Below are 15,910 nucleotides of genomic sequence, written 5' to 3'. Positions count from 1 at the left end.
TGCACATACGTGCGGGAGACGGGCGCCGCGATGAACGGCGGGTGAACCCGCGGAAGCCGGAAGGGAATTGCCGCAGCGACTCGATCCCTCCTTGACGCGCCCGGGCTTTCATGGCAGACCCTGCACAAGATCACAAGTCGGGGCCGCTAACCTTACGTGTCCGTCCTGGCCAGGGATTGACGGGCATCAACTCACGCGAAGGGTTGCGCACATGGGCATTCTCACTCTCCTGCGGAACGCGTTCGGCCGGTCACGCAAAGAACAGACCGCCCAGGCGGAGGGTGTGACGCAGGAGACGGCACCGCCGGCCACCGCGCCGGAGCCGAAGCTCCCGTCCCAGCCCACCGCACCCCCGGAGCCGGCCGAGGTTCCGGACCAGGCGGAGGCCACCGACCCCGCCCCCAAGGCGGCTACCCAGGTCCCCGAGCCCCGCGCGGAGACCTCCCTCGACGAGCACGAACTCGTCAAGGCCGCCTTCGCCAACCTCACGTTCCCGAAACCGACCGAGTCCCCGGACCCGGCCCCGGAGCCCGAGCCGGGGGCAACGCCGAAGGCAGAGCCCGAGGCCGAGGCAGAGGCAGAGCAGGAACCGCAACCGAAGCCGGAGGCGGAGCCGGAGCTCAAGCCGGAGCCGGAGCTCAAGCCGGAGCCGGAGCCGAAGGCGGAGCTCAAGCCGGAGCCGGAGCCGGGGCCGGAGATCAAGCCGGAGCCGGAGCCGGAACCCGAGCTCAAGCCGGAACCCGAGGCGGAACCCGAGGCGGAACCGGAAGCAAAGCCTGAGCCGGTGCCGACCCCCGAGGCCGAGGCCGAGGCCGCAGCCGAACCCGCAGCCGCCGACGCAGCCGCAGCCGCAGCCGCCGACGGCGAGCAGACCCCACAGGGGCCACCCGCACCCGACGACGAAAGCAGCACGGGCGGTGCGGGTGGGAACCCGGACGCCGAAGGCGAAGCCGAGGCGCAGCCGACTCCCCAGCCGGAGGCACACCCGCAGCCGGCTCCCCAGCCGGAGGCCACCCCCGCCACCCCCGCCACCCGCATCCGCTCCCGCGCCCCCGGCCTGGCCACCGCCTACAAGGCCGCCGGCACCGCCCTCAAGAAGCACGACCTCACCGGCACCCGCGCCAAGGTCCACCTCGTCCTCGACCGCTCCGCCTCCATGCGCCCGTACTACAAGGACGGCTCCGCCCAGGCCCTCGCCGAGCAGACCCTCGCCCTCGCCGCGCACCTGGACCCCGAGGCCACGGTCCACGTCACGTTCTTCTCCACGGAAGTGGACGGCACCGGCGACCTCACCCTCACCGACCACGAGAACAAGATCGACGAGCTGCACGGCGCCCTCGGCCGCATGGGCCGCACCAGCTACCACGCCGCCGTGGAAGCGGTCCTCGCCCACCACGGGAAGGAAGCCCCCGGCACCCCCGCCCTGGTGGTCTTCCAGACCGACGGCGCCCCCGACGCCAAGACCCCCGCCACCCAGTCCCTCACCAAGGCGGCGGCCGACCACCCGAACGTGCACTTCTCCTTCGTCGCCTTCGGGGACCCGGAGAACAAGGCCTTCGACTACCTCCGCAAGCTCAAGACGGGCAACGCGTCCCACTTCCTCGCCGGCGAGACCCCCAAGGAGCTCACCGACAAGGAGCTCTACGAGGGCGTACTGGCCACCTGGCGCCCGTAGGACACCAAGGCACCGGAACCGCCCCACGGGGGGCGGACAGGGGAGACCGCCCCTGTCCGCCCCCCGAAACGCGTGTGAGTCGATCTCCATCCGACCAGTAGGATTTCGACCATGGCGGCCACTGGAAACGAGAAGCAGGGGGCGAAGGCGTTCTACGTCTCGACCCCCATTTACTACGTCAACGACGCTCCTCACCTGGGCCACGCCTATACGACCGTCGCAGGCGACGTGCTCACCCGCTGGCACCGCCAGCGCGGCGAGAAGGTGTGGTACCTCACCGGCACGGACGAGCACGGTCAGAAGATCATGCGCACGGCCGAGGCGAACGGGGTCACCCCGCAGGCCTGGGCCGACAAGCTCGTCACCGAGGCCTGGAAGCCCCTGTGGGAGCACCTGGAGATCGCCAACGACGACTTCATCCGCACCACGCAGAAGCGGCACACCGACCGCGTCCAGGAGTTCGTGCAGGATCTGTACGACAAGGACGAGATCTACAAGGGCGGCTACGAGGGCCCGTACTGCGTGGGCTGCGAGGAGTACAAGCTCCCCGGTGAGCTGCTCGACGGCGAGGGTGAGTACGCGGGCCAGAAGCTGTGCCCGATCCACAAGAAGCCGGTGGAGCTCCTCAGCGAGGAGAACTACTTCTTCAAGCTGAGCGAGTACAGCGAGAAGCTGCTCGCCCACTACGAGGCGAACCCGGGCTTCATCCAGCCCGAGTCCGCGCGCAACGAGGTCGTGAACTTCGTCCGCCAGGGCCTCCAGGACCTCTCCATCTCCCGCTCGACCTTCGACTGGGGCGTGCCGGTCCCCTGGGACGACAAGCACGTCATCTACGTCTGGATCGACGCGCTGCTGAACTACGCCACGGCGGTCGGCTACAACGAGAACCCGGAGAAGTTCGAGGCCACCTTCCCGGCCGACGTCCACCTGGTCGGCAAGGACATCCTGCGCTTCCACGCCATCATCTGGCCGGCGATGCTGATGGCGCAGGGCCTCCCGCTGCCCGGGAAGATCGCCGCGAACGGCTGGCTGATGGTCGGCGGCGAGAAGATGAGCAAGTCCAACCTGACCGGCATCAAGCCGCAGGACCTGACCTCGCACTTCGGCGTGGACGCGTACCGCTGGTACTTCCTGCGCGCGATCGCCTTCGGCCAGGACGGCTCGTTCTCCTGGGAGGACTTCTCAGCCCGCTACACCAGCGAGCTGGCCAACGACTACGGCAACCTCGCATCCCGCGTGGCGGCCATGGTCAACAAGTACTTCGGCGGCGAGCTGCCGGCCGCGACGGCCGACGGGGACGCGGAGAAGGCGATCCACGACGGCCTGACCAGGGCCGTCACGGAGGCCGACCGGAAGATCGGCGAGGAGCTGGACTTCCAGGGCGGCATCCTGGCGGTCTTCGACTTCGTCAAGCAGGTCAACGGCTACATCACCGAGCAGGAGCCCTGGAAGGTCGCCAAGGACGACTCGCCGGAGGGGAAGGCCCGCCTGGCGACGATCCTCTACACGGCCGCGGAGTCCCTGCGCGCGGTGGCGGTCCTCCTCAACCCGATCATGCCGGACACCTCCCAGAAGCTCTGGGACTCGCTCGGCGCGGAGGCGTCCCTCGGCGGTCTCGCGGACCAGAAGGTCCAGGAAGCGGCCGACTGGGGCCGGCTGCCCGCCGGTGCCACCGTCACCAAGGGCGCGGTGCTCTTCCCGCGTCTCGAGGAGAAGCCGACCGCGTAACGCGCTCGCTACAGCACGGGGCCCGGGGAGGGGAGACCTTCTCCCGGGCCTCTCGCGTTTGCGAGACTCGAACGCACGGCACAGCTCACGTGGGGGGACCAGCCATGGCACTGTTCGGCAACGCGCACAGCATCGACCCGGCCCAGGCGCAGCAGGAGTACGCGCGCCTGCTCGGGCAGGGTGAGCAGGTGTACGCCGCGTACCTGCTGATCCGCGACACCATCCTGTTCACCGACCGGCGCCTGATCCTGATCGACAAGCAGGGCATCACCGGCAAGAAGACGGAGTACCACTCGGTCCCGTACCGCAGCATCACGCACTTCGCGGTCGAGACGGCCGGCCACTTCGACCTCGACGCGGAGCTGAAGATCTGGCTCTCCGGCTCCCAGGCCCCCATCCAGAAGACCTTCACCAAGGGCGTCGACATCTACGAGGTCCAGGCGATCCTGACCCAGTTCGTGGCCCGGTAGCCGACGAAGTCAGCTCCCGGAGGCGTACGTCACGAACTCCGCCCACGCGTCCGCGTCGAGCGCGAGGCGTGGGCCGGCGTCGCGGTACTTGGAGTCGCGGACGTGGATGGTGCCGGGGACGATGGCCACCTCGACGCAGGAGTCCCCGTCGGGGCCGTCGCTGTAGCTGCTCTTGAACCACGCCAGCTCGGAGGCGTCTCCGGCGAGGGCCTTGCGGATCATGTGTCTCCCAGCAGTCGGTCGATGAAGGCCAGGGACTCCCCCGGCGGGAGGGCCTGCGCACGGATGGTGCCATACCGCAGCTCAAGGATGCGGAGCTGCCTAGGGTCGTGCGTCGGGCGGCCGTTGAACGCACCGTCGGAGCGCCCCACCGCGGTTCCGTCCTCGAACTTGAGCCGCTCTACGGGAGCGAGGGTCAGGTGTGACGACGGCGAAGGGCCCGGAACCTCGCTACGGTTCCGGGCCCTTCGCTGCGGTGCTGCCGCCGCAGCCTACTTCGGCTGGGGCTTGCGCACCGTCAGGTGCAGCTCCCTCAGCCGGGTCTCGTCCAGCTCGGTCGGCGCGCCCATCATCAGGTCCTGGGCGTTGCCGTTGAGCGGGAAGGCGATCGTCTCGCGGATGTTGGGCTCGTCGGCGAGCAGCATGACGATGCGGTCGACGCCCGGGGCGATGCCACCGTGCGGCGGGGCGCCGAAGCGGAGCGCGCGCAGCATGCCGGCGAACTCGCGCTCGACGGTCTCCGCGTCGTAGCCGGCGATCTCGAAGGCCTTGAGCATGATGTCCGGCTCGTGGTTCCGGATCGCGCCGGAGGACAGCTCGACGCCGTTGCAGACGATGTCGTACTGCCAGGCGAGGATGTCCAGCGGGTCCTTGTTCTCCAGGGCCTCCATGCCGCCCTGCGGCATGGAGAAGGGGTTGTGGGAGAAGTCGATCTTCCCCGTGTCCTCGTCCTTCTCGTACATCGGGAAGTCGACGATCCAGCAGAACCGGAAGACGTTCTCCTCGAAGTGCCCGGCGCGCTTGGCGGCCTCGACCCGCACCGCGCCCATGATCTTGGAGACCTCGTCGAACTCGCCCGCGCCGAAGAACACCGCGTGGCCGGGGGCCAGGGAGAGGCGCTTGGACAGCTCGGCGACGTTCTCCTCGGTGAGGAACTTCGCGATCGGACCGGTCAGCGTGCCGTCCTCACCGACGCGGACCCAGGCCAGGCCCTTGGCGCCCTGCGAGACGGCGTAGTCGCCGAGCTGGTCGAAGAACTTGCGGGGCTGGCCCGAGACGTCCGGGACGGGCAGCGCGCGGACGTGCTTGCCGGCGAAGGCCTTGAACTCCGAGCCCGCGAAGATGTCGGTGATGTCGACGAGCTCCAGCTGGGCGCGCAGGTCCGGCTTGTCGGAGCCGTACTTCAGCATCGCCTCGCGGAACGGGATCCGCGGGAACGGGGAGGTGACCTCGCGGCCACCGCCGAACTCGGTGAACAGCTCCGTCATCAGCCGCTCGACCGGCTGGAAGACGTCCTCCTGCTCGACGAAGCTCATCTCGACGTCGAGCTGGTAGAACTCGCCCGGCGAGCGGTCGGCGCGGGCGTCCTCGTCACGGAAGCAGGGCGCGATCTGGAAGTACCGGTCGAAGCCGGAGATCATCAGCAGCTGCTTGAACTGCTGCGGCGCCTGCGGCAGGGCGTAGAAGCGGCCCGCGTGCAGGCGGGAGGGCACGACGAAGTCGCGGGCGCCCTCGGGGGAGGTGGCGGTGAGGATGGGCGTCGCCATCTCGTTGAAGCCGAGGGCCACCATCTTGTGACGGATCGCGGAGATGACCGCCGTACGCAGCATGATGTTGCGGTGCATGCGCTCGCGGCGCAGGTCCAGGAAGCGGTACTCAAGGCGCCGCTCCTCGTTGACCCCGTCCTCGGCGTTGATGGTGAAGGGCAGCGGCTGGGCGGCGCCGAGCAGCTCGACCTCGCCCACCTCGACCTCGACCTCGCCGGTGGGCAGGTCGGGGTTGATGTTGTCGGCGCCCCGCGAGACGACCTTGCCGTCGACACGGACGGTCGATTCCTTGGTCAGTTTGTCCAGCGCCTCGTAGGCCTCGGTGCCCGGACGGGCGACGAGCTGCGTGATGCCGTAGTGATCGCGCAGATCGATGAAGAGGATGCCGCCCAGGTCGCGCCGATTGTGCAGCCAGCCACTCAGCCGGACGTCGGTGCCGACGTCAGAGGAGCGGAGCTCGCCGCAGGTGTGGGACCTGTACCGATGCATCGTCGTTCATCCAGCCTTCGTGGATCGGGGATGGTGTTCCGCGTTTCACGTGAAACAACCCCAGCGTGAAACAACCACCAGCGTACCGGCCGGGCACAGCTGTCCTCCTCCCCATTGACGCGGCGCGGGCCCGGGGGCGACCGGTGGCAGTCTCCGATCACCTCTTCCTACAGTGGATGAATGCGCACTGGTGAGCCCCTGCCCGAGGTGGGGGCCGTCCTCGCCGATCTCGCGACCGGTCTCTGGCACTGGGACACCGCCGCGGGAGAGGTCACGGTCGACGCTGAGGCGGCCCGCCTGCTCGGGCTGCCCGCGGAACGGGCCAGGCTCACCGAGGCCCAGGTGCGGGCCCGGCTGCATCCGGTGGACTGGAACGAGATCACCGGGGTGGTCCAGCTCGCCGTCGCCGAGGGCACCCTCGCCGAGGTCCGGATCCGGATCATGGACGAGCGGGGCCACATCGTCCGGATCGTGCGCAGCCGCTCCAAACCGTCGTTCGACCCCGTGCGCAAGGCCTACGAGCTGACCGGAACCCTCCAGGAGGTCGCCGAGCCGACGCCGGGCACACCCGCCGGTCGCAGCGCGGTCACCGGTGACTGGCGCCGCTCCCGGGAGGCGTTCCTCCTGGACGCGGGCCGGGCACTGGCCGAGGCGCGGTCCACCGAGGAGGTGCTGCGGGTCGCGGCGGGGCTGTCGATGCCGGGATTCTCCCCGGACGGGCTCGCGGTGTTCGGGGTCTCCGGAGACCGCCTGACGGTCATCGGCCACCACGGACAGCCGCAGAACGACATGAATCCGTTCGTGAACATGCCGCTGGAGACGGACTACCCGGCCGCCGAGGTGGTCCGCACCGGCCGCGCCGTCTATCTCTCCTCCCCCGGGCAGTACCGGTCCCGCTACCCCCTCACCTGGCCGCTCGCCGAACGCTTCGGCCGGCGTTCCTGGGCCTTCCTGCCGCTGACCGTGGCGGGCCGCCCGATGGGCGCCTGGATGGCGGCCTTCGCCTACCCGGTCGCGTTCACACCGGACGAGCGGTCGGTGCTGACCACCGTGGCACGGATGCTGGCGCAGGCCCTGTCCCGGGCGGGCGCCGCCGAGACCCAGCGGGAGCTCACCGACGGGCTGCAGCGCGCCATGCTGCCCGCACTCGGCCCGGAGATCCCCGGCATGGGCGTCGCCGCCCGCTACGTCCCCACCGGCGGCGGCCTCCAGGTCGGCGGCGACTGGTACGACATGATCCAGCTGCCCGGAGGGCGTTTCGCCCTGGTCATCGGCGACGTCCAGGGGCACGACGTACGCGCGGCCGGACTGATGGGCCAGTTGCGCATCGCCCTGCGCGCCTACGCCGCCGAGGGCCACCGCCCCGACGCGGTGCTCTCCCGCGCCTCCCACTTCTTCCACGGTCTCGCCCAGTCCCACGACGACCCCGGAGACATGCGCTTCGCGACCTGCTACTACGCCGAGGTCGACCCCGCGACCGGCACCGTGGAGAGCGCCCGGGCCGGTCACCTGGACCCGGTCGTGCGCATGGCGGACGGGACAGCGCTGATCCTGGCCACGGCGGGCGGACTGCCCCTCGGCATCGACCCGGACTCCGACTACCCGACCACGCGGCTCGCCCTGGAACCCGGGGACACTCTGATGCTGTGCACGGACGGCCTGGTGGAGACCGGCGGCCACGATCTGCAGACCGGCTGGCACCGCCTCCGCGTCGTCCTGGAGGAGCACGACGGCGATCTGGAGGAACTGGCCGACTCCCTCGTCCAGGCCGTGCACGGGCCCTCCTCGCACCACACCACGGGTCCGCTCGCCGACCGGCGGGAGGACGACATCGCCCTGTTGCTGCTGTGCCGGCAGGGCGAGGGCTGCGGCTGCGGCGACAGCACCGTCGCCAGGCCCTCGGTGCGCCGCACCATGCTGACGGTCGCGCAGGCCGAGCCCGCGCGGATCGCCACCGCCCGGCAGCACCTGCGCGCCCTGCTGCACGACTGGCCCAGCGAGGAGCAGCGGGACGCCGCGGTGCTCCTGCTCTCCGAGATGCTGACCAACGTCCTGGTGCACACCGACGCCGACGCCCTGCTGGTCGCCGAGGTCATCGGGGAGCCGGGCGAGCGGCTGATCCGGGTGGAGGTCACCGACAGCGGCGACGACCTGCCGCACAAGCGCCGGCCGGGGGAGATGGCCTCCTCGGGACGCGGACTGATGCTGATCGAGCTGCTCGCCGACGCGTGGGGAGTCGCCCCGCGCGGCGAGGGCAAGAGCATCTGGTACGAGGTCTACGAGTCTCCGGATCCGGAGGACGGCCCCGGAGACGGCCGTGCCCCCGCCGGCGACCCCGAGGCGGCGTAACGTGCCTGGAGCTCGTGGACGACCCCGAACGCGGCGGCGGTCAGGGGAACGGCGAGGAGCATTCCCAGGATGCCCGCCACCGACGCCCCCGCCGTGAGGGCCAGCAGCACGATCGCCGGATGCATCTGCACGGTCCGGCTCTGGATCATCGGCTGGAGCACGTGCCCCTCCAGCACCTGCACGGCCAGGACCACCCCGAGGGCCCACAGCGCGATGACGAACCCCCGGTCGGCCAGCGCGACCAGCACGGCGACGGCTCCGGAGATGAACGCGCCGAGGTAGGGGATGTAGGCGCCGACGAAGACCAGCGCGCCGAGCCCGACGGCACCGGGGACCCGCAGGACGAGCAGCCCGAGGGTGATACAGACCGCGTCGATGAGGGCGATCAGGGTGGTGCCCCGCATGAAACCCTCGACGGCCCCGAAGGCCCGCCGGGACATCGCCTCGACCATGTCGGCGCCGCCGGGCGGGGCGAGCGCCCGCACCGTGCCGGTGGCCCGGTCGGAGTCGCGCAGGAAGAAGAAGACGAGCAGCAGGGCGAGTACGGCCATGGCGAGCATCTCGCCGACGACGCTGATCCCGGTGACCACCCCGGAGGCCGCCGTACCGCCGAACCTGCCCAGCAGTTCGCGCGCGTTGGACGCGATGTCGTCCAGCGAGGTCCCGGCCGCCCCGAAGTGGTCGGTGATCCCCTTGGCCGCGTCCCGGAGCGAGGCGATGATCTGGTCGCCGGTCTCGATGAGCGCGGACACCACGATGTAGACGGCCCCGCCGACCACGGCGACGACGGCGACGCAGGTGAGTCCGGCGGCCAGCGACCGCTGCACGTGCGCCTTCACCAGCCACCGGTGCAGCGGTCTGAGCAGGGCGGTGCCGAGCAGCGCCAGCAGCGCCGGCGTCACCGCCGTGCGGAACTCGACGCAGAGCCGGATCGCGACGTAGACGACACCGCTGGCGAGCAGGATGACGACGCACCAGGCGGCGAACCGACGGACCGGACCGGGAAGCAGCTGCACGCACCCAGCCGATCACGCACCGGGCGGGCTGTCCTGCGCGGACGGACCGCCCGGGTGACACGGCGTCAGAGTGACGCCCCGTCAGCCCGGGACCGCCGCTCGTACACCGTCAGAGGCCGGACGCGGACCTCCTCGTCGGCCGCGACGGGCGTAGCCCGCCTGGTGCGCCGTGCGGATACGCCCCTGGAGCACGCGGTGAGCGCAAGGACCGAGACCGTGCGCCGGCCGCTGGACGCGGGCGCCTCCCCCCGGCACCGCGAGCAGGGGAGTCGGCGCGGAGGGCACTCCGCTGTGCGCGGCGGCGTGCTGCGGGCACACGGAGACCGTGCGGGAGCTGTCGGCGCACGGAGCCGATCCGGGCCCGCGGGAGGATCACGGCACCGGCCGCTCCCCCCTGGACTGGGCGAACGACGGCCCTCACCCCGAGACCGCCGCCCTCCTCGTCGCGGCGGGCGCGGCACCCCGCACGGCGGCCGGGTGGCCACCGCCCGCCCCCGCCCTCCGTCCCCGCCCCCGCCCCCGCCCCCGCCAGGCATGGGAAAGCCCCGACCGGCACCGCACTCACCGGTCGGGGCTTTCGCGCGCAGGGCCCTGCCGGCCTACAGGCCGCCCTCGGTCATCCCGTGCACCGCCGGGACCGTCCCCAGCCGCCCCTTCTGGAAGTCCTCGAAGGCCTGCTGGAGTTCCTCGCGGGTGTTCATGACGAACGGCCCGTAGTGCGCCATCGGCTCCCGGATCGGCTGCCCGCCGAGCAGCACGACCTCCAGGTCGGGCGTGTGCGAGTCCTGCTTCTCGTCCGCGCGGACGGTCAGCGAGCCGCCGGCCCCGAAGACCGCCGTCTGGCCGAGGTGGACCGGACGCCGCTCGGCGCCCACCGACCCGCGTCCGGCCAGCACGTACGCCAGGCCGTTGAAGTCCTCCCGCCACGGCAGGGTGACCTCCGCGCCGGGCGCCAGCGTCGCGTGGACCATCGTGATCGGCGTGTGCGTGATGCCGGGGCCCTCGTGGCCGTCGAGCTCACCCGCGATGACACGCAGCAGCGCGCCGCCGTCGGGGGAGGTCAGCAGCTGGACCGAGCCGCTGCGGATGTCCTGGTAGCGCGGGGCCATCATCTTGTCCCTGGCCGGGAGGTTCACCCACAGCTGGAGGCCGTGGAAGAGACCGCCGGACATCACCAGCTGCTCCGGCGGCGCCTCGATGTGCAGCAGACCGGAGCCCGCCGTCATCCACTGGGTGTCGCCGTTGGTGATGGTGCCGCCGCCACCGTTGGAGTCCTGGTGGTCGAAGACCCCGTCGACGATGTACGTGACGGTCTCGAAGCCGCGGTGCGGGTGCCAGGGCGTGCCCTTGGGCTCCCCGGGCGCGTACTCCACCTCGCCCATCTGGTCCATCATGATGAACGGGTCGAGATGGCGGTAGTTGATCCCGGCGAACGCACGGCGAACCGGGAAGCCCTCGCCCTCGAAACCGCTGGGCGCGGTCGTGACGGTGAGCACGGGACGTGCGACGGCGTCGGCGGGTGCGGATACGCGGGGCAGCGTCAACGGGTTCTCGACGGTCACTGCAGGCATGTCGGTACCTCCTCGGGTACACCCAGTTTAGTTGAGCATTGAACTTCCTGCCACCGGTAACCGAGAAAGCCCGGAGGGCATTCCCTCCGGGCTCACGAAGCGGGACGTGACGCGACGGCGCCTAGCCATACATGCGACGCATCGCGAAATCGACCATCTGTTCGACGGCCTTCGCGTCGAACACCATCCGGTGCTCACCCTCCATGTCCAGCACGAAGCCGTAGCCGGTCGGCAGCAGGTCGATCACCTCGGCGCCGGTGATCACGAAGTACTTGGACTCCTTGCCCGCGTACCGGCGCAGCTCCTTTAGTCCGGTGAACATCGGGATCACCGGCTGCTGGGTGTTGTGCAGCGCGAGGAAGCCCGGGTTGTCGCCGCGCGGGCAGTAGACCTTCGAGGTCGCGAAGATCTGCTGGAAGTCCTCGGCGGACATCTGGCCGGTGGTGAAGGCGCGCACCGCGTCCGCGAGCGAGGGCGGGGACGGCTCGGGGTACAACGGCGGCTGCTGCCCGTACCCGCCGGACATCGGCTGCTGCGGCGGGGCGTACTGCTGCTGCTGTTGGCCCGCGGTCTGGTCGTAGCCGTACATGCCGCACAGAGTAACGAGTAACGAGTCACAGATGACCCGCTTGGGGTTGCTTCTTATTACCGACGGGTAGCATCATCGTAGCCACTGCTTGGTACGCGCAGTCGGTATGTGTACAGATGCGAGGATTCAGTGCCTCGCCGATCTCTCAACGGAGCCGTCGCCATGGGGCACTACAAGCCGAATCTCCGGGACATCGAGTTCAACCTCTTCGAGGTACTCGGCCGTGACAAGGTGTACGGCACCGGCCCGTTCGCGGAGATGGACACGGACACCGCCAAGAGCGTCCTGGAGGAACTGACCCGCCTCTCGGAGAACGAGCTGGCCGAGTCCTTCGCCGACGCCGACCGCAACCCGCCGGTCTTCGACCCGGAGACCAACACCGCGCCGGTCCCGGCCTCCTTCAAGAAGAGCTACCAGGCCTTCATGGACTCCGAGTACTGGCGCCTGGGCCTGCCCGAGGAGATCGGCGGCACCACCTCGCCGCGCTCGCTGATCTGGGCCTACGCGGAGCTGATCCTCGGCGCCAACCCGGCCGTGTGGATGTACTCCTCCGGCCCCGCGTTCGCGGGCATCCTCTTCGAGGAGGGCAACGAGGCGCAGAAGCACATCGCGTCCTTCGCCGTCGAGAAGCAGTGGGGCTCCACCATGGTCCTCACCGAGCCGGACGCCGGCTCGGACGTCGGCGCCGGCCGCACCAAGGCGGTCCAGCAGGAGGACGGCTCCTGGCACATCGAGGGCGTCAAGCGCTTCATCACGTCCGGCGAGCACGACATGTCGGAGAACATCCTCCACTACGTCCTCGCCCGCCCCGAGGGCGCCGGCCCCGGCACCAAGGGCCTGTCCCTCTTCCTCGTACCGAAGTACGAGTTCGACTTCGAGACCGGCGAGCTGGGCGCGCGCAACGGCGTCTACGCCACCAACGTCGAGCACAAGATGGGCCTGAAGGCCTCCAACACCTGCGAGATGACCTTCGGCGACCGCCACCCCGCCAAGGGCTGGCTGATCGGCGACAAGCACGACGGCATCCGCCAGATGTTCCGCATCATCGAGTTCGCCCGCATGATGGTCGGCACGAAGGCGATCTCCACCCTCTCCACGGGCTACCTCAACGCCCTGGAGTACGCCAAGGAGCGCGTCCAGGGCCCCGACCTGGCCAACTTCATGGACAAGTCGGCCCCCAAGGTCACCATCACGCACCACCCGGACGTCCGCCGCTCCCTCATGACGCAGAAGGCGTACGCCGAGGGCATGCGCGCGCTCGTCATGTACACCGCCTCCGTCCAGGACGAGATCCAGGTCAAGGAGGCGAACGGCGAGGACGCCGCCACCGAGCACGCCCTCAACGACCTGCTCCTGCCGATCGTCAAGGGCTACGGCTCGGAGAAGGCCTACGAGCAGCTCGCCCAGTCGCTCCAGACCTTCGGCGGCTCCGGTTTCCTCCAGGAGTACCCGATCGAGCAGTACATCCGCGACGCCAAGATCGACACCCTGTACGAGGGCACCACGGCGATCCAGGGCCAGGACTACTTCTTCCGGAAGATCGTCCGCAACCAGGGCGCCGCGCTGAACTCGCTCGCCGAGGACATCAAGGAGTTCCTCGCCCTCGGCACCGGCGGCGAGGAGCTCTCCGGCGCCCGCGAGCACCTGGCCAAGGCCGCCGTCGAGCTGGAGGCCATCGTCGGCCTCATGCTCACCGACCTCGCGGCCACCGAGCAGGACGTCAAGAACATCTACAAGGTGGGCCTCAACACCACCCGCCTGCTGATGGCCTCCGGTGACGTGATCGTCGGCTACCTGCTCCTCAAGGGCGCCGCCATCGCCGCCGAGAAGCTGCCGACGGCGTCCGCGAAGGACAAGGCCTTCTACACCGGCAAGATCGCCGCGGCGAAGTTCTTCGCGGCCGGCGTCCTGCCCGGCGTCACCATGGCCCGCAAGGTCGCCCAGGGTGTCGAGCTGGACCTGATGGAGCTGGACGAGGCGGCGTTCTAGGACCTGAGGGCCCTTCTCCACACTCCCCACACACCCTCACGAAGGCCCGCTCCCGCTCGACGGGAAGCGGGCCTTCGCACGTCGTTAAGGTGAACCCCATGAGCGCACCCTCCCGCTTCCACCGCGGCCACACCGACGACCTGATGACCTTCCTGGCGGCCGGCCCCACGCCGTACCACGCCGTGGCGACCGCCGCCGAGCGGCTCGAGAAGGCCGGTTTCCGGCAGGTCGCGGAGACGGACGCCTGGGAGGGGACGACGGGCGGCAAGTACGTGCTGCGCGGCGGCGCGATCGTGGCCTGGTACGTCCCCGAGGGTGCCGCCGCCCACACCCCCTTCCGCATCGTCGGCGCGCACACCGACTCCCCCAACCTGCGCGTGAAGCCCCGGCCCGACTCCGGCGCGCACGGTTGGCGCCAGGTCGCCGTCGAGATCTACGGCGGCCCCCTGATGAACTCCTGGCTGGACCGCGACCTGGGCCTGGCCGGCCGCCTCACCCTGCGCGACGGATCGACCCGCCTGGTCGACATCGACCGCCCGCTGCTGCGCGTCCCGCAACTCGCCATCCACATGGACCGCACCGTGTCCGCGGAGGGACTCAAGCTCGACAAGCAGCGTCACCTCCAGCCCGTCTGGGGCCTGGGCGACACCGTCCGCGACGGCGACCTGATCGCCTTCCTGGAGGAGGAGGCGGGCCTCGCCCGCGGCGAGGTCACCGGCTGGGACCTGATGACCCACTCCGTGGAGCCCCCGGCGTACCTGGGCCGCGACAAGGACCTGGTGGCCGGACCCCGCATGGACAACCTCCTGTCCGTGCACGCCGGCGTGGCCGCCCTGGCCGCGGCCGCCACCTCCGGCACGGAGCTCCCGTACATCCCGGTCCTGGCCGCCTTCGACCACGAGGAGACCGGCTCCCAGTCGGACACGGGCGCCGACGGCCCGCTCCTCGGCAGCGTGCTGGAACGCTCGGTGTTCGCGCGCGGCGGCTCGTACGAGGACCGTGCGCGCGCCTTCGCCGGCACGGTCTGCCTGTCCTCCGACACCGGCCACGCCGTCCACCCCAACTACGCGGAGCGGCACGACCCGACGCACCAGCCGCGGGTCAACGGCGGCCCCATCCTCAAGGTCAACGTCAACAACCGCTACGCGACGGACGGTTCGGGCCGCGCGGTGTTCGCCGCCGCGTGCGAGAAGGCGAACGTGCCCTTCCAGACCTTCGTCTCGAACAACTCCATGCCGTGCGGCACGACCATCGGCCCCATCACCGCCGCCCGGCACGGCATCAGCACCGTCGACATCGGCGCGGCCATCCTCTCGATGCACAGCGCCCGGGAGTTGTGCGGTGCCGACGACCCGTACCTGCTGGCGAACGCGCTGGTGGCGTTCCTGGAGGGCTGACCCCCGAGCGCGCCCCGGCCGGAACGCCCCTGCCTCGCATGTGTGTTCCGGCCGGGGGTACCCGCACGGAACCGGATCGCCCGGAAACCCGGAACCGACCGGATCTGACAGGGAGGCAACAGTCATGGGCCTCGGCGGGTGCATCATCCTCATCGCCGTGGGAGCCATCCTCACGTTCGCGACCGACTGGGACATGCAGGGCGTCAACCTCGACCTGGTCGGTGTCATCTTCATGATCGTCGGCCTGATCGGTGTAGCGACGTTCAGCAGCATCGCCCGGCGCCGCCGCGTCGTGATGCCGCCGACGACCCCGGTCGTCGAGGAACGGCCCCACCAACACACGCGCGACGGCTACCACAACGGCTACGGCGCCTGAACCCTGCCCGGGGGGCGGGCGACCGGGCCGGCCAGTGGGAACAAGGGCGCCGTGCGAGTGCGGGCGAGCCTTCACGGCCCGGAGTTCCGGGTCACGGACCCCGGCGGCACCAGCCACTCGCGGCCCCCGCCCACCGGCCGCAGGAAGGCGACGGTTCGCTTACGACGCTCCCCCGGCGGCTCGGCAGGGTCCTCGTAGTCCCTGATCACGTCATGCAGGATGCCCACACGTCCGGAGCCGTCCTCGACCCGCCTTCCGATCTCCTCCCGCGTCACCATCAGTGACCTTCGGGGTGTCGACGCAGGAAGACGTTGCAGTCGGTCACAGCCGTCATGTCGCCCACGGCTCGCGCACGGTCACGTACGGCAGTGAGCTCGGCACATCCCGCGCACCCCTCCACCGGTGTCGGCTCGTGTTCCAGGCGCAGCGGCAGATCAACGGGTGGGGTGCTGTACCGCGTGGGTTCGGTCTCCAGGGGTGTCTGCGAAGCAAGTG

At 70.4% G+C, this 15,910-nt stretch carries 16 protein-coding genes; 8 read left to right on the top strand and 8 right to left on the bottom strand.

Annotation, left to right across the window (positions count from 1 at the left end):
* Nucleotides 1–211 precede the first annotated feature (211 nt).
* The 3 genes from ACZ4V1_RS11820 to ACZ4V1_RS11810 all read left to right on the top strand — a co-directional run bounded on the left by ACZ4V1_RS11820 (nt 212) and on the right by ACZ4V1_RS11810 (nt 3,873).
* The gene (locus tag ACZ4V1_RS11820) at nt 212–1,675 is read left to right on the top strand and encodes a VWA domain-containing protein (protein ID WP_468333072.1); all 1,464 of its coding nucleotides are present in this window, start codon (nt 212–214) and stop codon (nt 1,673–1,675) included.
* Nucleotides 1,676–1,786: 111 nt separating this feature from the next.
* Entirely contained in the window at nt 1,787–3,403 is a 1,617-nt protein-coding gene (metG, locus tag ACZ4V1_RS11815; protein WP_468333069.1) for a methionine--tRNA ligase, read from the top strand.
* A 104-nt stretch (nt 3,404–3,507) separates the two neighbouring features.
* The gene (locus ACZ4V1_RS11810; RefSeq protein ID WP_468333066.1) at nt 3,508–3,873 is read left to right on the top strand and encodes a PH domain-containing protein; all 366 of its coding nucleotides are present in this window, start codon (nt 3,508–3,510) and stop codon (nt 3,871–3,873) included.
* A 9-nt stretch (nt 3,874–3,882) separates the two neighbouring features.
* Here ACZ4V1_RS11810 and ACZ4V1_RS11805 read toward each other — a convergent pair whose 3' ends face one another.
* The 3 genes from ACZ4V1_RS11805 to aspS form a co-directional block, all read right to left on the bottom strand.
* Entirely contained in the window at nt 3,883–4,095 is a 213-nt protein-coding gene (locus ACZ4V1_RS11805) for a DUF397 domain-containing protein (protein ID WP_468333064.1), read from the bottom strand.
* Complete coding sequence (locus tag ACZ4V1_RS11800) at nt 4,092–4,292, bottom strand: Scr1 family TA system antitoxin-like transcriptional regulator (protein ID WP_468333547.1); 201 nt, start codon at nt 4,290–4,292, stop codon at nt 4,092–4,094. The genes ACZ4V1_RS11805 and ACZ4V1_RS11800 overlap by 4 nt, the downstream gene beginning before the upstream one ends.
* A gap of 72 nt (nt 4,293–4,364) precedes the next feature.
* Nucleotides 4,365–6,128, bottom strand: coding sequence for an aspartate--tRNA ligase (aspS, locus tag ACZ4V1_RS11795; RefSeq protein WP_468333061.1), 1,764 nt, complete (start codon nt 6,126–6,128; stop codon nt 4,365–4,367).
* A gap of 180 nt (nt 6,129–6,308) precedes the next feature.
* Here aspS and ACZ4V1_RS11790 point away from each other — a divergent pair, with 180 nt between their 5' ends.
* Nucleotides 6,309–8,477: a SpoIIE family protein phosphatase gene (locus ACZ4V1_RS11790; protein ID WP_468333058.1), complete on the top strand. Its 2,169-nt coding sequence runs from the start codon at nt 6,309–6,311 to the stop codon at nt 8,475–8,477.
* Here the strand turns inward: ACZ4V1_RS11790 and ACZ4V1_RS11785 are convergent.
* Complete coding sequence (locus tag ACZ4V1_RS11785; RefSeq protein ID WP_468333055.1) at nt 8,405–9,493, bottom strand: AI-2E family transporter; 1,089 nt, start codon at nt 9,491–9,493, stop codon at nt 8,405–8,407. The genes ACZ4V1_RS11790 and ACZ4V1_RS11785 overlap by 73 nt on opposite strands.
* A 289-nt stretch (nt 9,494–9,782) precedes the next feature.
* Here ACZ4V1_RS11785 and ACZ4V1_RS11780 point away from each other — a divergent pair, with 289 nt between their 5' ends.
* Complete coding sequence (locus ACZ4V1_RS11780) at nt 9,783–10,196, top strand: hypothetical protein (protein ID WP_468333544.1); 414 nt, start codon at nt 9,783–9,785, stop codon at nt 10,194–10,196.
* On the opposite strand, the gene ACZ4V1_RS11775 is transcribed toward ACZ4V1_RS11780, so the two are convergent.
* Nucleotides 10,093–11,064, bottom strand: a complete 972-nt coding sequence (locus tag ACZ4V1_RS11775; RefSeq protein ID WP_468333052.1) for a pirin family protein — start codon at nt 11,062–11,064, stop codon at nt 10,093–10,095. The genes ACZ4V1_RS11780 and ACZ4V1_RS11775 overlap by 104 nt on opposite strands.
* A 121-nt stretch (nt 11,065–11,185) precedes the next feature.
* Entirely contained in the window at nt 11,186–11,653 is a 468-nt protein-coding gene (locus ACZ4V1_RS11770; protein ID WP_107477858.1) for an SseB family protein, read from the bottom strand.
* A 162-nt stretch (nt 11,654–11,815) separates the two neighbouring features.
* Here ACZ4V1_RS11770 and ACZ4V1_RS11765 point away from each other — a divergent pair, with 162 nt between their 5' ends.
* The 3 genes from ACZ4V1_RS11765 (at nt 11,816) to ACZ4V1_RS11755 (ending at nt 15,415) form a co-directional block, all read left to right on the top strand.
* Nucleotides 11,816–13,642: an acyl-CoA dehydrogenase gene (locus tag ACZ4V1_RS11765; protein WP_468333049.1), complete on the top strand. Its 1,827-nt coding sequence runs from the start codon at nt 11,816–11,818 to the stop codon at nt 13,640–13,642.
* Nucleotides 13,643–13,740: 98 nt separating this feature from the next.
* On the top strand, nt 13,741–15,039 hold the full coding sequence (locus tag ACZ4V1_RS11760; RefSeq protein WP_468333046.1) for a M18 family aminopeptidase: 1,299 nt from the start codon (nt 13,741–13,743) through the stop codon (nt 15,037–15,039).
* Nucleotides 15,040–15,163: 124 nt separating this feature from the next.
* Nucleotides 15,164–15,415 (top strand): DUF6458 family protein, encoded by a 252-nt coding sequence (locus ACZ4V1_RS11755; RefSeq protein ID WP_468333043.1) that lies wholly within the window; start codon nt 15,164–15,166, stop codon nt 15,413–15,415.
* Nucleotides 15,416–15,486: 71 nt separating this feature from the next.
* Here ACZ4V1_RS11755 and ACZ4V1_RS11750 read toward each other — a convergent pair whose 3' ends face one another.
* Nucleotides 15,487–15,693: a hypothetical protein gene (locus tag ACZ4V1_RS11750; RefSeq protein WP_468333040.1), complete on the bottom strand. Its 207-nt coding sequence runs from the start codon at nt 15,691–15,693 to the stop codon at nt 15,487–15,489.
* Nucleotides 15,693–15,890 (bottom strand): hypothetical protein, encoded by a 198-nt coding sequence (locus ACZ4V1_RS11745; protein ID WP_468333541.1) that lies wholly within the window; start codon nt 15,888–15,890, stop codon nt 15,693–15,695. The genes ACZ4V1_RS11750 and ACZ4V1_RS11745 overlap by 1 nt, the downstream gene beginning before the upstream one ends.
* Nucleotides 15,891–15,910: the final 20 nt, after the last annotated feature.

Source organism: Streptomyces sp. NPDC028991, assembly GCF_055564775.1.
Note: the sequence above shows the minus strand (reverse complement) of the source record. Positions and strands in the feature narration are given on the sequence as shown.

Bases quoted from the DNA above. Each gene is read 5' to 3' on its own strand.
- ACZ4V1_RS11820 (WP_468333072.1), top strand. From the start codon at position 212: ATGGGCATTCTCACTCTCCTGCGGAACGCGTTCGGCCGGTCACGCAAA.
- metG (WP_468333069.1), top strand. From the start codon at position 1,787: ATGGCGGCCACTGGAAACGAGAAGCAGGGGGCGAAGGCGTTCTACGTC.
- ACZ4V1_RS11810 (WP_468333066.1), top strand. From the start codon at position 3,508: ATGGCACTGTTCGGCAACGCGCACAGCATCGACCCGGCCCAGGCGCAG.
- ACZ4V1_RS11805 (WP_468333064.1), bottom strand. From the start codon at position 4,095: ATGATCCGCAAGGCCCTCGCCGGAGACGCCTCCGAGCTGGCGTGGTTC.
- aspS (WP_468333061.1), bottom strand. From the start codon at position 6,128: ATGCATCGGTACAGGTCCCACACCTGCGGCGAGCTCCGCTCCTCTGAC.
- ACZ4V1_RS11790 (WP_468333058.1), top strand. From the start codon at position 6,309: ATGCGCACTGGTGAGCCCCTGCCCGAGGTGGGGGCCGTCCTCGCCGAT.
- ACZ4V1_RS11775 (WP_468333052.1), bottom strand. From the start codon at position 11,064: ATGCCTGCAGTGACCGTCGAGAACCCGTTGACGCTGCCCCGCGTATCC.
- ACZ4V1_RS11770 (WP_107477858.1), bottom strand. From the start codon at position 11,653: ATGTACGGCTACGACCAGACCGCGGGCCAACAGCAGCAGCAGTACGCC.
- ACZ4V1_RS11765 (WP_468333049.1), top strand. From the start codon at position 11,816: ATGGGGCACTACAAGCCGAATCTCCGGGACATCGAGTTCAACCTCTTC.
- ACZ4V1_RS11760 (WP_468333046.1), top strand. From the start codon at position 13,741: ATGAGCGCACCCTCCCGCTTCCACCGCGGCCACACCGACGACCTGATG.
- ACZ4V1_RS11755 (WP_468333043.1), top strand. From the start codon at position 15,164: ATGGGCCTCGGCGGGTGCATCATCCTCATCGCCGTGGGAGCCATCCTC.
- ACZ4V1_RS11750 (WP_468333040.1), bottom strand. From the start codon at position 15,693: ATGGTGACGCGGGAGGAGATCGGAAGGCGGGTCGAGGACGGCTCCGGA.